This is a genomic window from Bacteroides sp. An269 (assembly GCF_002159755.1).
Classification (GTDB): domain Bacteria; phylum Bacteroidota; class Bacteroidia; order Bacteroidales; family Bacteroidaceae; genus Phocaeicola; species Phocaeicola intestinalis.
This window is the reverse complement of the sequence record NZ_NFJG01000113.1, coordinates 1-14,651: the sequence shown is the minus strand read 5'-3', so window position 1 is coordinate 14,651 and position 14,651 is coordinate 1. Positions and strand designations below refer to the sequence as shown.

Annotated in this window: 11 protein-coding genes; 4 read left to right on the top strand and 7 right to left on the bottom strand. The window is 43.3% G+C overall.

Annotated elements, in window-relative coordinates:
- The 6 genes from B5F71_RS16090 to B5F71_RS16065 all read right to left on the bottom strand — a co-directional run.
- A partial coding sequence (locus tag B5F71_RS16090) for an AAA family ATPase (RefSeq protein ID WP_241148628.1) occupies nucleotides 1-889 on the bottom strand: 889 nt, incomplete at its 3' end.
- Between the two features lie 109 nt (nucleotides 890-998).
- Complete coding sequence (locus B5F71_RS16085) at nucleotides 999-3,779, bottom strand: PL29 family lyase N-terminal domain-containing protein (RefSeq protein WP_087212284.1); 2,781 nt, start codon at nucleotides 3,777-3,779, stop codon at nucleotides 999-1,001.
- Nucleotides 3,780-4,418: 639 nt separating this feature from the next.
- Nucleotides 4,419-5,333 carry an Rpn family recombination-promoting nuclease/putative transposase gene (locus B5F71_RS16080; protein WP_087212280.1) on the bottom strand — a complete coding sequence of 305 codons (915 nt, stop codon included), beginning with the start codon at nucleotides 5,331-5,333 and terminating at the stop codon, nucleotides 4,419-4,421.
- 240 nt (nucleotides 5,334-5,573) lie between these two features.
- Nucleotides 5,574-6,506 (bottom strand): carbohydrate kinase, encoded by a 933-nt coding sequence (locus B5F71_RS16075; RefSeq protein WP_087212277.1) that lies wholly within the window; start codon nucleotides 6,504-6,506, stop codon nucleotides 5,574-5,576.
- A gap of 218 nt (nucleotides 6,507-6,724) precedes the next feature.
- A complete protein-coding gene (locus tag B5F71_RS16070; protein ID WP_022038633.1) occupies nucleotides 6,725-7,324 on the bottom strand; it encodes an SIS domain-containing protein in 600 nt (199 codons plus the stop codon).
- Nucleotides 7,325-7,436: 112 nt separating this feature from the next.
- Nucleotides 7,437-7,970 carry a TIGR00730 family Rossman fold protein gene (locus B5F71_RS16065; protein ID WP_087212274.1) on the bottom strand — a complete coding sequence of 178 codons (534 nt, stop codon included), beginning with the start codon at nucleotides 7,968-7,970 and terminating at the stop codon, nucleotides 7,437-7,439.
- Between the two features lie 199 nt (nucleotides 7,971-8,169).
- Here B5F71_RS16065 and B5F71_RS16060 point away from each other — a divergent pair, with 199 nt between their 5' ends.
- The 4 genes from B5F71_RS16060 to B5F71_RS16045 all read left to right on the top strand — a co-directional run bounded on the left by B5F71_RS16060 (nucleotide 8,170) and on the right by B5F71_RS16045 (nucleotide 14,234).
- Nucleotides 8,170-9,396, top strand: a complete 1,227-nt coding sequence (locus tag B5F71_RS16060; RefSeq protein ID WP_087212270.1) for a pitrilysin family protein — start codon at nucleotides 8,170-8,172, stop codon at nucleotides 9,394-9,396.
- Between the two features lie 408 nt (nucleotides 9,397-9,804).
- Nucleotides 9,805-11,598, top strand: coding sequence for an arginine--tRNA ligase (gene argS, locus B5F71_RS16055; protein WP_087212267.1), 1,794 nt, complete (start codon nucleotides 9,805-9,807; stop codon nucleotides 11,596-11,598).
- 79 nt (nucleotides 11,599-11,677) lie between these two features.
- Nucleotides 11,678-12,304 (top strand): ribonuclease H family protein, encoded by a 627-nt coding sequence (locus B5F71_RS16050; RefSeq protein ID WP_087212264.1) that lies wholly within the window; start codon nucleotides 11,678-11,680, stop codon nucleotides 12,302-12,304.
- Nucleotides 12,305-12,413: 109 nt separating this feature from the next.
- On the top strand, nucleotides 12,414-14,234 hold the full coding sequence (locus B5F71_RS16045) for an alkaline phosphatase family protein (RefSeq protein WP_087212261.1): 1,821 nt from the start codon (nucleotides 12,414-12,416) through the stop codon (nucleotides 14,232-14,234).
- Nucleotides 14,235-14,364: 130 nt separating this feature from the next.
- Here the strand turns inward: B5F71_RS16045 and B5F71_RS20420 are convergent.
- On the bottom strand, nucleotides 14,365-14,651 hold a 287-nt coding region (locus B5F71_RS20420; RefSeq protein WP_206423854.1), incomplete at its 5' end, for a hypothetical protein.

Here is a 14,651-nt window from a genome sequence, read left to right as displayed (position 1 = left end):
AATAGTCACGGAGTGCCTTTTTGGCAAACGCGTTCAGCAGGCTGAACGGGTTGTATATGTCCGTCAGGTTGCCGCTGAAGTGATAGCCGTCATACCGGTGCTTCAGCATATCCAGCATCCCTTCTTCAGTAACTTTATATTTTACCGCCAATGCCTTGATAGGCTCGGCAAAATAATGCTCCAGCTCTTCCTGTGTGATGCCGCAAAGCGTTTCATACTGCTCGTCCATGCTGATGTCGCTCGGCTGGTTGAACCCGCTGAACACACTTACCTGCGAGAACTTGGTCACGCCCGTCAGCAGCACGAACTGAAGGTTTTCATCCGCCAATTTAAAGGTGGAATAGAAACTCTTTAATATTTCCCTATGGATGTCTTCCAGCAGACGCTCCTTCCCGTCTATTGTGGCCGTGTATCCCGTATCCAGCACATCGAGTATCGGCTTGTCGTATTCGTCTATCAGCACCACGCACCGCCTGCCATACCGCTTGTGCGCCTGATGCAGCACGTAGGCAAACCGCTTGCCTATATCCTCAAATTCTGTAGTTCGCCCGTATTCCTTTTCCCATGTGCCGACCGTACCTCCTATGATATCATCCAGTTTGCCCGATCTTGTAAAGTCAGTCCCGTTAAAGTCGATATGGAACACGGGGTATTCCGTCCACTCGGTTTCCAATTTGTCAATAGCAAGCCCCTTGAACAGTTCTTTCCGCCCTTGGAAATAGCATTTCAAGGTAGAGACCAGCAGGCTCTTGCCGAACCGACGAGGGCGGCTCAGGAAATAGATTTTCCCGCCTTTTACTAACTGGTAAATCAAATCAGTTTTATCAATATAGACATAACCGTCTTCTATAATCTGGTCAAAGCTCTGGATTCCTATCGGGTACTTCATCATGCATCAAGTTTTGGATTTACGCAAAGAAACAAAATTATTCTGAAAGGGGCAATAAAAAAGCGGTTCAAAAGAACCGCTTTTTTATTTATAGAGTAATCCGATAAGATTAATCAACAGTAATCTGTACAGGAACGGTACTTGTCTTAGAGTATCCCCAAATATCAGTTACCGTAATGTCGATAGCTTCGTCTGTTACAGTAGCAGGTATTTGTTGAGCTTCAAGTTTGAAGTAACCATCGTGATGTACTGCATTATTACCAGAGCCTGTAGTATAAGCCGGGAACAATTGGTTGAACTTAGAATCAGCCCATCCACCAGTATTTTCCGCAATCTTGAAGATACGAGTGTTAGAAGATTCTGCAGTTACATTTGCGATTTCCTTACGGCTCCAAACAGGAACTGTAGTTGCGTTTTCCGGCAATACATTGTAAGAAATAGCACTGTTGTAAGTGTAACCCGTGATATCATTGTTGCCGAATTCATAGCCACTCAACTTCGTTGCAGGAATAGTAACGACATTGCCTTCTTTCGGAGTAACTTGACCTTCGTAAATCGGGCTTAATACTTTCACTTTGAATGTAAATGTATTCTGACCTACAGGATATGCCCAATAGCCGGCATACTTACCTGTTACATGCAATGTCAATACTTCACCGTAACCGAGGTTCAAGCCTGTACCGTTAGCTCTATTGCCAGTCAAGGTAACGTAAGTTTCACCGTCATTATTATGCTTGAAGTTTACTTTGCCTTCTGTATCTTCAGCGGTAACAGCTGTTCCCTTAACCATATCTACTTGTGCCAATTCTGCAGATGTCTTATCGGTTTCGCCGACTTTAGCTTGAGAATCCAGTGCAACTTGGAAGCCAGTGCTTTCAATCTTTTGGAATACGCGGCTCAGCATGAAGGAAGCGGCGCCATTTGTGCGGTTTACATCCATGAAGTCTTCTTCATACAAGTAGCAGATAGCGGCACCGTCTTCAACCAACTTCTGGTCGAGCTGGAACAACGATGTGATTTCCGGCAATGTCAATGTGAACGGAATGGTAATGCTGTTCAACTGATCACCATTTTCCTTGTCTTTGAACGAGATGACAGCATTATATTGTTGTCCGATAACAAAGTTAGAAGAAGCAGTTGCATTGTCAATAGCAAATTTCAAGAACTTAGCATCCTTCAAAGCTGTAACATTTGCACTTGTACCATCTTTCACTTCTTTTACCGGAGTGACAGTGATACCTGCAGCAGTTACATAAGCTTGTTCATTCTCATAATCTCCATCTGAATCAGTAGAACCCGTTCCTACAATAGCTCCTGTTGTAGCATTCTTAAAGGTAACGGACATTGCTTCTACTTTTGTATTCCACAGTGCCAAACCTTCTGTACCCAGATATTCTTTCATATCGTTCAAATCGATGCTGAAGCGGTTCTTATCTGCGTCTTTATTCGAGTTAATTTGATAAGAAATGGCATCATAAGTCAAGCCTTCTGTAATCTTTTCAGACAAGTTGAGGTTCACTGTCGTATTTTTACTGTTACCGTTTTTGTCAACTGTAGTAACTACAATGCCAAAACCTGTCTTGGAAACATTATCAGGAGTCTTGGTTGCGCGGAATGCAAAATTGCCTTCTTCGTTTTTAAATTCCAAGCCAAACAATACTGCATCATCATCATTAGCATCAGTTACATACATATCATAGAAAGCACCGATTTGTTCGGGTTTGATATAATACCAAGTATTAATATCAATACGATTTGATATGTCTGTGGTGCCGCCGATTGTAACATCTTCTTGAAGAGGTGAACTTTCATTATTGTTCTTATAGATATTCAAGTTATACAACCCTTGTTGAGAACCTTGCTGTACTGTAACGCCATATGCACTTCTTGCTTCGCCGGCTGCTACCGCATAGAGTTTCTTATCGCTATTTGTTGTAAATTGACTTGTATAAGCAGCTGCAGCGTTTGCATCTGCGAACATTTTATCTTCCATGCCCAACAGATACAGACCGTTTGCTGCTCTACTGGTCAATAATCTCGTATCTTCTGTTGCCTTTAAAGAAAGATTTGACGGATAGTTGTTTTGACTGTCCACCAATTTAAATTCAACAATTGTTCCATCAACATTCGTCGGATTTACTTGTAAGCTGATTTGTGTATTACCAGAAACGATTTTTGTCCCTCTAGCGGGTAATGCACGCGGTCCTTTCCATTTCTTAGTATCCAAGTCTTCTGGATAATTATCGAATGAATATGTCGCATATACAAGCATATTTTTTTCCTTCCCCTGAATAGTACCCGTTGCATTTCCATCGGCATTCAATATCAAGTCCGTAATAGAAGAAGTAGCACTCGGCAGTTTAACATCTTTATAAGTACCGTCAGAAGCATAGACACGGAAAGTGAATCCTTCAGCTTCGCTACCAGATACGCTAACACCTGATACAGGGATATTGGTTGTTTTATATGTACCGTCTTCCTGCAGAACAGACCACATATTGTTTTCAATAATAATCTGGTCTTTGTGTTCTTCGCCCGGTTCCGGAGTAGGAGCAGGTTCTGCCACTTTGATATCTGTAGCTTCACCATCGATATACAAAACTCCATCCTGTACGGTTACAACACTACCTACCTGATCTTCTAAAGCAACCTGTGTCGTTGTGCCATCCGAGAAAGTGAAAGTAATGGTATTACCTGTATTAGATACGGCAGTAACATACTTTCCTCCTTCTACAGCACTCTGCAACTCAGTAATTGCTGTGTTTACATCATTAATCTGACCTTGCAGATTACTGATGTCATCATCATAGTCTTTACAAGAGGTAAAAGTTCCTGCCGAAGCGAACAATAACGCTCCGAACAGCAGTGCACTTAAATACTTTTTTCTCATAATAAAACAAATTTAATTTATAAATTAAAAAACTCAAATCGTTCTAAATCAATGAGTTGATCGCACTACCTAATTCACGGAGAAAGGTGGTTTATGCCCCGTCAGTAGCCGCTCCGGCTACTGACCAAACAATAGCGTAACGCCCCTATCTTCAGAATAAAGCAGTTTTGCCATAGAACTCTAGTCTTCTCTACTCATGCAGGAATCCATATCCGGATATGAATCCTTCACTTTGGAAAAGGTTTTCATTCACATTTTTTGTTTTAGAAGACAACTTTCAAGGCACAAATGTAAAGGTTTTATTTTATACACAATCATTATCTTACTAAAAACTTCTATTAAATTTGCATTTATTAACGGAGTAACGAAAACAAAGCACAGAAAAAGGGAGGTTGTGCAACGTTTTTGTCATATTCATCTTGTTTTTCTCCCGATTTATCGCCCAATCGGCTCTCCTTATTATATATTATAATAATGTTTTGCGCTTAGGAAACCTTGCGCCTTTCGCTTTTCTGTACAAATGGATGTAAAAGAGTATCCCCCCGTTATGCCGGATTACACGGGTTGTTGAGCGAAGCGAAAAAATCTGCAAGGACGGGTACCAAGAAATGGTCTATGCCGAAATCAGATTTTTTATGTTTACAGGGCATTTATCTGTTCCTCGGTTAAGCCACTGCATTCTACAATTATATTGATTGCAACTCCTTTATCTTTTAACCTCTGCGCCATTTCAATCGCTTTTCTCTTCTCACCTTTCTCAATGCCAATCTTTTCGCCTTTCTCAAGTCCTTCTTTATGCCCTTTTTTAAAGCCTTTCTTTTCGCCTTTCAATTCAGCTGTATCTATTGTGTTTTTCCAATCACGGTAGACTTTCAAGCTTTCCTCGTAAGCATCGTATTCCACCTTGGTAAACCTGGCTATCTCCGCAGTTTCGAAAAGACGGGTGAAGATACGTTCCTGCAACGCTTTGGGACGTTCCATCAGGCGGGAAAGGTTGCGCAGGACGAAAAGCCATTTCTCGAACATCCCATTCAGTTCGTCTTCCGACTTGTTGAACTTCGGCATTTCCAAATAGGTGAAGGTCAGCTTATCGTAGAACACTTCCTTGGTTTCTACATCCAACAGCTGTACTTCGTGGTGGTAATAATTGTCATGCACTTTGTCGAACTTGAAATTCAAGATGCCAATGACATAGACGGCTTTCAGCCGGTAGTTCCAGTCTTTTATTACTTGCTGCTCACGAATAGGAAAAGTTGTATAAAATAGAGTCCGATCCTTGAAGAACTGCTGTTCGCCACGCTGCATCTCCACCAGTATCTTTTCGCCATTTTCGTTCTCGCAATACACGTCGAACACTGCCTTGCGGTCGGACTCGCCCGTGCCAAGGTGTTCCGTGTTGAGATAAGTCAGGTCTTTCACCACCTCCTTGCCATGGAGCAGACTGTTGATGAAGCTGATGAGCAGGTCTTTGTTGATTTCGGTGCCGAACAGTTTCTTGAAACCGAAATCGGTGTACGGATTGACATAACGGTCTTTTAAGAAGCTGTTTTGAATTTATCGTGCGATGATTTGGGATGAGTTTTTGAGGCATTTTCGCTTCTGTGATGAGGAAGATAGCGGGCTATCTGACGAAGAACAGGAGTGAAAAAGACCAAAAAATCGCCCAAAGCACACACGAAAACGGATACATCAAGCCAAGAAAAACTTTTTGGAGAAATTCAAAACAGCTTCTAAGTATCTCATGTCCATAATGTGTAATTATTAAGGGTGTGACTCTTTACAAAATGCCCCATTTCATATCGTGCATTTTTTTAAATTCTTTGCAAATTCCAGCGAAATGGAATTTTCCGTACTGCGGCATGCCTCACTTCCGAATGCCAGTCCACAGGCTATGATGTCATCCCAATCTTTTTGGCATAGGCTATCAAGATCGGAACGGCGGACACGGTTTTCTATCAGTCCGTACACAATGCCTGCATTGAAATTATCGCCGGCTCCAATCGTGCTTACGGTTTCGACCTTCGGCACCGGATATGTATTGGAGTATTGGCGGGTAAACAGACGGACATCGTGTGCTCCATCGGTATAAATAAACGGATTGCAATAAAAAGCCACTTTCTGACGATAAACTTCCTCGGCACGGTCCAGTCCGAACATAAACCGGAAATCTTCGGACGAGCCACGCAGGATATCAGCATATTCGAAGTTTTCAAGAATGGTAGGCATCAATTTGATAGCTTCATTGGCATGCGTACTCCGGAAGTTTACATCGTAGTAAATGATAGCTCCCCGCTCGCGTGCCAGTTCGAGCAGTTCTTTCACCTTGTCTCTCAATACCGGTGTGACGGCAAAATATGAACCAATCATAACAATGTCATCCGCCTGAATATCGGGCATAGTCACATCTAACCGTTGACGCGGATAGTCTTTGTAGAAAATATACTCGGCATCGTTGTTCTCATTGAGAAAAGCCAGAGATACAGGTGATTTCCCATCAGGAAAGACATTGACATTGTCTGTACGCACACCATTGGCACGCATATTATCCAGAATCATGCTGCCTACCCTGTCATTCCCGGTTTCGCTGATAAATGTTACATCCATTCCCATTCTTCCCAGTGAAATCATTGCGTTGTATACCGATCCTCCCGGTACAGCCGCCTGTGGCTGTCCGTTGCGGAACAAAATATCCAAAATCGTTTCTCCTATACCTATTACTTTTCTCATAGTTGTAAGTTTTTGAGTTTGTAAGTTCTTGAGTTCTTAGGTTTTTGAGTTTATAAGTTCTTGAGTTCTTAGGTTTTTGAGTTTGTAAGTTCTTGAGTTCTTGGGTTTTTGAGTTTTTGAGTTCTTGAGTTCTTTCATTTTTAGGTTGAAGCTTGACAGATGCGTAAAAACTTACAAACTTATAAACTTAAAAACTCAAGAACTTAAAAATCTGATATTTACTTACTTAATTCGCGCGAACGTTCTCCCAGATAACCGCCGTGATGGCGCTTGCTATACTCTTCAATGGTAAATCCTGTACGTTTCATGGTTTCTACTACAAGAATATCGCCTATTACCGTCATAACTGTAGTAGAAGTAGTAGGGGTCATGCCCAATGGGCAAACTTCGTCAGGATGTCCGGTAGCAATACAGATATCAGCAGCTTCGGCCAGCGGACTATCCGGATTTCCAGTAATGACAATCTTTTTCAGATTAGGGTTCAAGCCTTTAGCCAAATCTGTCAATTCGATGATTTCGCGTGTTTTTCCCGAATTAGAGATAAGCAAGAGCAAATCATTTTCTTGCAAAATACCCAAATCGCCATGTTGTGCTTCACTGGGATGTAAGAAGACAGCCGGTATGCCGGTGGAGCAGAAAGTCGTAGCAATGTTCATGGCTATCTGTCCGGCTTTTCCCATGCCGCTGGTAACCAGTTTTCCTTTTTTCTGATGCACCTGTTCTACAATCAGGCAAACAGCCTTGTCGTATGCATCCGTTACTGGAATATCGAGTACAGCTTGCGCTTCACGGCGCAACAATTCGTGAATGGAATCCATCTTTAAATGATTAATAATGAATAATTAACAATTAAGTTCCTGAGTTTGTAAGCTGTTGAGTTCTTTCAGTTTTAAACTTGCAAACTCAAGAACTTACAAGCTAATGCGGACTTTATTTCAAAAGTTCGGTCAGCTCTTCAAACGTGTTTGCCACTTTATAGTATTGCCTCAACGGATGATGAGCAAAACGGGCTTTTTCCAGTCGGTCGAAAAAGTGCAAAATATCATCCCAGAAGCCGTTGATATTATAAAATATAACCTGCTTGCTATGATAACCGATAGTAGCTGATGCCATGACATGAAATATTTCATCCAGCGTACCTATACCGCCCGGCAATGCCACCATCACTTCAGCCTCTTGCAGCATCGTATCCTTCCGGTCGCTCAAGTTAAAGGTGCGGAATGTCACATCCAGCTTATCGCTTACCATTCCACGTTCCTCCAGTCTGGTAGGCACGACACCCATAATCATTGCCCCTTTTTCTTTGGCAGCATCTGCAACGGCTTCCATCAGCCCGCTGCTGGAACCACCATATATCAGCCATTTACGATGTTCGCCCATCCACTCACCCAGTTCTTTGGCTTTCTCTGCATAAATCGGGTCGATTGCATCGGATGCAGAACAAAATAACGCTATCTTATTCATAGTCTTTTTAGTTGACAAGTTGACGAGGTGACAAGTTTACAAGGCTCTGAATAGTTTTACTAAAGGTATTTAAAACCTTGTCAACTGGTTAACTTGTCAACTCGTTACCTTATTAATTTCCTGCAAATATCTGTATTTTTTCTGCAAAAGCAATGAGTATTATTGTATTTTTGCACCCAAAATAAGTAGAAAACAGAAAATGACGACTTATCAAACTGCCACTTTACCCAACGGAATACGTATCATTCACGAACCGAATCCTATCAATGTGGCTTATTGCGGCTATGCAGTAAATGCCGGAACACGTGACGAGCGCAAAGATGAACAAGGTATGGCGCACTTTGTAGAGCATCTGATATTCAAAGGAACACGCAAACGGCACGCCTGGCATATCCTGAACCGTATGGAGAATGTAGGTGGTGACTTGAATGCCTATACCAATAAAGAAGAAACGGTAATTTACAGTGCTTTCTTAAAAGAGGACTTTCTGCGTGCCGCTGAACTGCTGACCGATATTGTATTCAACAGCACCTTCCCGCAAAATGAAATAGAGAAAGAAGTAGAAGTAATCATTGACGAGATACAGAGCTACGAAGATAGCCCGGCAGAACTGATATTCGATGACTTCGAAGAACTGATTTTTCCTAACCACCCACTGGGACGCAACATTTTAGGCAAACCTGACCAATTACGCAATTTTCAGAGCGAAGATGCCATGAACTTTGTACACCGTTATTACAAACCCGACAATCTTATCTTCTTTGTACAAGGCAACCTGGACTTTCACCGCATCGTACATGCCATGGAAAAGCTTACGGCAGACATACCTTTCGGAAAAGTGGAGAACTATCTCCGCCAGGCACCGGATACCTATCGCCCACGCAAACTTGTCCTGCATAAAGACACACATCAGGCACACGTAATGATAGGCGGACGTGGTTATCATGCTTATGACGAACGTCGGACAGGACTTTATCTGCTAAACAATATTTTAGGCGGACCAGGTATGAACAGTCGGCTGAATGTTACTCTGCGCGAACGGAAAGGACTGGTATACAGCGTAGAGTCAAGCCTGATTTCCTATACTGATACCGGTACGTTCTGCATTTATTTCGGATGCGATCCTAAAGATACAGATGTATGTATCGAGCTGGTACAGAAAGAACTGCGTAAGTTGCGGGAAGAACCTCTCACCTCTTCACGTCTGAATGCAGCCAAGAAACAAATCATCGGCCAAATCGGCGTAGCAAGTGATAATTTCGAAAACAATGCCCTTGATATGGCAAAATGCTTCCTTCATTATAAGCATTATGATTCGAAAGAAGAATTGTTCCACCGTATTGAAGCCCTCACAGCATCGCAGTTGCAAGATATTGCCAATGAAATGTTTGCAGAAGATTATCTTTCCACATTGATTTATACATAGTTTTTGCAAGCTTCCCAACCGTCTTGAAACGATAAAAGATATAAGTGCGCCGGCAAACGCATATAAGTCCATCCGCTGTAAGATTATTAATCTTACACCAGACTAAGTTATCTGCACATTTATTCATGATTGGCACAAAGCCCCCTCAAACGAACATAAGTGATACGACTGACTCACTTATGTGAAACGCCCGAGGCACTTATGTTAAACGGTCTACTCACTTATGTTCATCAAGAGGTATGCTTAAATATCGTCAGGTGAAAAGCAGATAAAGAAAGCCTTCCAATGCTCCGACATGTTACCGGCACACAAAAACTTACAAACTCACAAACTTAAAAGCCTTAAGAACTTAAAAATAATTCGTACCTTTGCGCACAAAGTAAAAAACAAACGCACAAAGATATACACATGAAAATAGAAGACAAACTTACAGCTTCCGTCATCGACGGAGTGAAGAAGCTGTACGGAGCGGAGATTACACCCGCCATGGTGCAGTTGCAAAAGACGAAGAAAGAGTTTGCGGGCCACTTGACAGTGGTAGTGTTCCCTTTTCTGAAACTTTCGAAGAAAGGACCGGAGCAAACCGGGCAGGAAATCGGAGAATACCTGAAGGCGAACGAACCTGCCATTGCCGACTACAATGTCATCAAAGGATTCCTGAACCTGACGATTGCTTCGGACGTATGGATTGACTTGCTGAACCGCATCCATGCCGATGCGCAATGGGGTATCCGCAAAGCCGACGAGAAGGCTCCGCTGGTGATGATTGAATATTCATCGCCCAATACCAACAAGCCGCTCCACTTGGGACATGTGCGTAACAACCTGCTGGGAAATGCACTTGCCAATATCATGGCTGCCAACGGCAACCGCGTGGTGAAAACCAACATCGTGAACGACCGCGGCATCCACATCTGCAAATCCATGCTGGCATGGCTGAAATACGGCAACGGCGAGACTCCCGAATCATCGGGAAAGAAAGGCGACCACCTGATAGGCGATTACTACGTAGCCTTCGACAAGCACTACAAAGCCGAAGTAGCCGAACTGATGGAAAAGGGAATGAGCAAGGAAGAAGCCGAAGCCCAGTCGCCCTTGATGCTGGAAGCGCGCGAAATGCTCCGCAAATGGGAAGCAGGCGACCCCGAGGTACGTGCCCTTTGGGAAAAAATGAACAACTGGGTCTATGCCGGATTCGATGAAACCTACAAGATGATGGGGGTCAGATTCGACAAGATTTATTATGAATCGAACACTTATCTGGAAGGAAAGAAAAAGGTATTGGAAGGTCTGGAAAAAGGAATCTTCTACCGCAAGGAAGACGGCTCGGTATGGGCAGACCTCACTCCGGAAGGACTGGACCAAAAACTGTTGCTACGTGCCGACGGTACTTCGGTTTACATGACCCAAGACATCGGTACCGCCGAACAACGCTTTGCCGATTACCCGATAGACAAGATGATATATGTAGTGGGTAACGAACAGAACTACCATTTCCAGGTACTCTCTATCCTGCTCGACAAGCTGGGATTTGAATGGGGAAAAGACCTGGTACATTTCTCTTACGGTATGGTGGAACTGCCCGAAGGAAAGATGAAGAGCCGCGAAGGTACGGTGGTGGATGCCGACGACCTGATGGAAGCCATGATTCAGACTGCTAAGGAAACCAGCAACGAGTTGGGCAAACTGGACGGACTGACACAGGAAGAAGCCGATGACATCGCCCGCATCGTAGGATTGGGCGCATTGAAATATTTCATCTTGAAGGTAGATGCGCGCAAGAACATGACCTTTAATCCGAAAGAATCTATCGACTTCAACGGAAACACGGGTCCGTTCATCCAATATACGTATGCCCGTATCCAGTCTATCTTGCGCAAGGCAGCCGAGGCCGGCATCACGATTCCGGCGGTTATCCCGAGCGGCATCGAACTGACCGCTAAAGAAGAAGGCCTGGTTCAGATGCTTGCAGACTTTACCGCTACCGTTGCCCAAGCTGGAACAGACTATAATCCGTCCATTCTTGCCAACTACGCTTACGACTTGGTAAAAGAATACAACCAGTTCTATCACGACTTCAGCATCCTGCGCGAAGAAAACGAAGCGTTGAAAATCTTCCGCCTTGCCCTGAGCCAGAACGTGGGCAAGATTGTGAAAGAAGCCATGGGATTGCTGGGCATCGAAGTGCCTGAACGCATGTAAGAAACAGCTTCACCACAGATTACACAGATTAAAAAATTGATTGAAAATCTGTGTAATCTGTGGTGAAAAAAGAAATTATATGGGAAAGAAGAAATTTTACGTGGTGTGGAAAGGCGTAGAACCAGGTGTGTACGACTCGTGGACAGATTGCCAGCTACAGATTAAAGGCTATAAGGGTGCGCTCTATAAATCGTTTGATACACGTGAAGAAGCAGAAAAGGCATTGGTTACCCCTCCGCACCATTACCTGCAGCCCCATAAAGAAACGGCAAACCAATCTCTTGAAAAACGCTTGCCTTCCGGTTTCGACCTGAATTGCCTTGCCGTAGATGCGGCATGCAGCGGTAATCCAGGCCCGATGGAATACCGGGGTGTGTACCTGTTGACGGGGCAGGAAATCTTTCACTTCGGTCCCGTCTATGGTACGAATAACATCGGCGAATTCCTTGCCATCGTACATGCCCTTGCTTTGTTAAAACAAAAGAACATCTCCATGCCTGTCTATTCGGATAGCCGGAACGCCTTGAGCTGGGTGAAGCAAAAGAAATGCAAAACCAAACTGGAGCGTACGGCAAAGACCGAAGAATTGTTTCGCCTGATAGAACGTGCCGAGAAATGGTTGCGCGAACATACATACAATACTCCCTTACACAAATGGGAAACCGAACTCTGGGGCGAGGTTCCTGCCGATTTCGGGCGTAAATAGATAATAAACTGACAAGTTTACAAAATGGCAGGTTTGTTTTTGTGAGAAATTTCTGAAAGTGATGAAAAGCTTGTCAACGGAAATATTGCCAATTTAAAAAGAAGAACAAATGAAAAAAAGACTTGCTTATCTTACGGGCTTTTTTGCTTTGATGCTGCTATTTTTTATAGTTCAGAAGCCCGGCTTTATGTTTTATAATGATGCTGTAGGGCGAGGTATACCTATGCTTGATTATTTTAAAGTGATGTGGCACGGCATCAGCCTCGATGCAGCAACTACAGGATATCTTACTGCCCTGCCGTGGCTGGTAATCAGCATCAGCATTTGGTTCAAACATTTCCCGCTCCGGAAAATGATTGTCATTTATTACATACTCATCAGCCTTATCGTAGCAACTATCTTTGTAGGCGACATGTGCCTGTATCCATTCTGGAATTTTAAACTTGATGCATCAGTATTCTTCTATTTGGAATCACCCAAAAATGCAGCCGCCAGTGTCTCCATAGGGTTTATCACTCTTCGCATATTAATCATATTTTTACTTGCCGGCATCATGTGCTGGGTATTGTATTATTTTACCCCCCGCTGCCTGCCCTATGTGCGGAAGAGACTCGCAGCTACATTAAGTACTCTTTTAATAGGAGGCTTACTTTTTCTCATTATACGAGGGGGCGTAAGTGAATCGACCAGCAATATCGGACAAGTATATTTCTGCAACGATGAATTTTTAAATCATTCAGCTGTCAATCCAGCTTTCAGCTTGCTGGCATCCATCAGCAAGACCAAAGACTATGCCAGCCAGTACGACTATTTCGATGAAGCAGAACGCAAAACCTTATTCGACGGGTTATATCCAACGAAAGGCAAGAATACAGTAGAATTGCTCAATACCCATCGTCCTAATATACTGATTATCCTGATGGAAGGATTCGGAGCTACCATGATAGAATCATTGGGTGGCACCCAAAATGCCAGCCCGAATATTGACCGCCTGGCGAAAGAAGGCATTTGGTTTACACATTGCTATGCAAACAGTTTCCGTACCGACCGTGGAACCATTTGTGCTCTAAGCGGTTATCAAAGCTTTCCAGACCTGTCTGTCATGAAAATACCAGCCAAAAGCCGTACACTGCCATCCATTGCAGGAAAGCTGGTGAAAGAAGGTTATCATACCGATTTTTTGTATGGAGGAGACATCAATTTCACCAATATGAAAAGCTACCTGTTGCAAAGCGGTTACCAGAAACTGACCGCAGATGTCGATTTCCCGATGAATCAGCATCAAAATGCATGGGGAGTGAATGACGACATCACTTTCGACCGTTTGTTTCAGATGCTGACAGAACGGCAGGAAACACCATGGCACACAACTTTCCTCACCCTGAGCAGCCATGAACCTTTCGAAGTGCCTTACCATCGTCTGCCAGAAGCAAAACCAAATGCTTTTGCTTTCACCGACCATTGTTTGGGAGAATTTGTCGAAAAACTGAAACAAACACCCATATGGAAAGATTTATTGATAATATGCCTGTCTGATCATGGATTTTATTATCCGGACAATAGTGGCCATGGACACGACGAGCGTATCCACCATATTCCGATGCTGTGGTTGGGAGGTTCTGTAAAACAACCGATGGTAATTGACTGCATCATGAACCAGACAGACCTTGCAGCGACATTATTGGCACAATTAGGCATTGATCATAGTGAATTCAACTTCAGCCGTAACGTCTTGGGAACGGAATATACATATCCTTTCGCCTACTGGAGTTTTGGTGGTGGTTATGCATTTGCCGACAGCACTGGAGTTACTGTAATGGACCTAAATGCAGACCGTCCGATGATAGAACGCCCATCATCCAACACCAACCGCATTTTGCGCGGAAAAGCCATCTTACAAAGTTCATACGATGACATAGGTGCACGCTGAATATTAGCTTCCACGCAGGAAAGGATTATCCGATTTCGGAAAGAAGACAGTCCTCTCCTGCGAGGCATATTCTTGTTGTTACGTTTGCCTGTACCCATAATATTCCTATTTGACTAATTCGAAAACAGTTTCATAATAATTGGTGCACTTGATAAAATATAAATTGAATATCCGCAAACATCCCATGTAGGGGAGAAATACAGATGTTCATTACATACAAACGCAGAGAAAACTTTAGAAGCTGTTTTGAATTTCTCCAAAAGTTTTTCTTGGCTTGATGTATTCGTTTTCGTGTGTGCTTTGGGCGGTTTTTTGGTCCTTTTCGCTCCTGTTCTTCGTCAGATAGCCCGCTATCTTCCTCATCACAGAAGCGAAAATGCCTCAAAAACTCATCCCAAATCATCGCACGATAAATTC

Excerpts from the sequence above, each read along its gene's own strand:
- B5F71_RS16085 (WP_087212284.1), bottom strand. The coding sequence starts at position 3,779 with ATGAGAAAAAAGTATTTAAGTGCACTGCTGTTCGGAGCGTTATTGTTC.
- B5F71_RS16075 (WP_087212277.1), bottom strand. The coding sequence starts at position 6,506 with ATGAGAAAAGTAATAGGTATAGGAGAAACGATTTTGGATATTTTGTTC.
- argS (WP_087212267.1), top strand. The coding sequence starts at position 9,805 with ATGAAAATAGAAGACAAACTTACAGCTTCCGTCATCGACGGAGTGAAG.
- B5F71_RS16045 (WP_087212261.1), top strand. The coding sequence starts at position 12,414 with ATGAAAAAAAGACTTGCTTATCTTACGGGCTTTTTTGCTTTGATGCTG.
- B5F71_RS16060 (WP_087212270.1), top strand. The coding sequence starts at position 8,170 with ATGACGACTTATCAAACTGCCACTTTACCCAACGGAATACGTATCATT.
- B5F71_RS16050 (WP_087212264.1), top strand. The coding sequence starts at position 11,678 with ATGGGAAAGAAGAAATTTTACGTGGTGTGGAAAGGCGTAGAACCAGGT.
- B5F71_RS16065 (WP_087212274.1), bottom strand. The coding sequence starts at position 7,970 with ATGAATAAGATAGCGTTATTTTGTTCTGCATCCGATGCAATCGACCCG.
- B5F71_RS16070 (WP_022038633.1), bottom strand. The coding sequence starts at position 7,324 with ATGGATTCCATTCACGAATTGTTGCGCCGTGAAGCGCAAGCTGTACTC.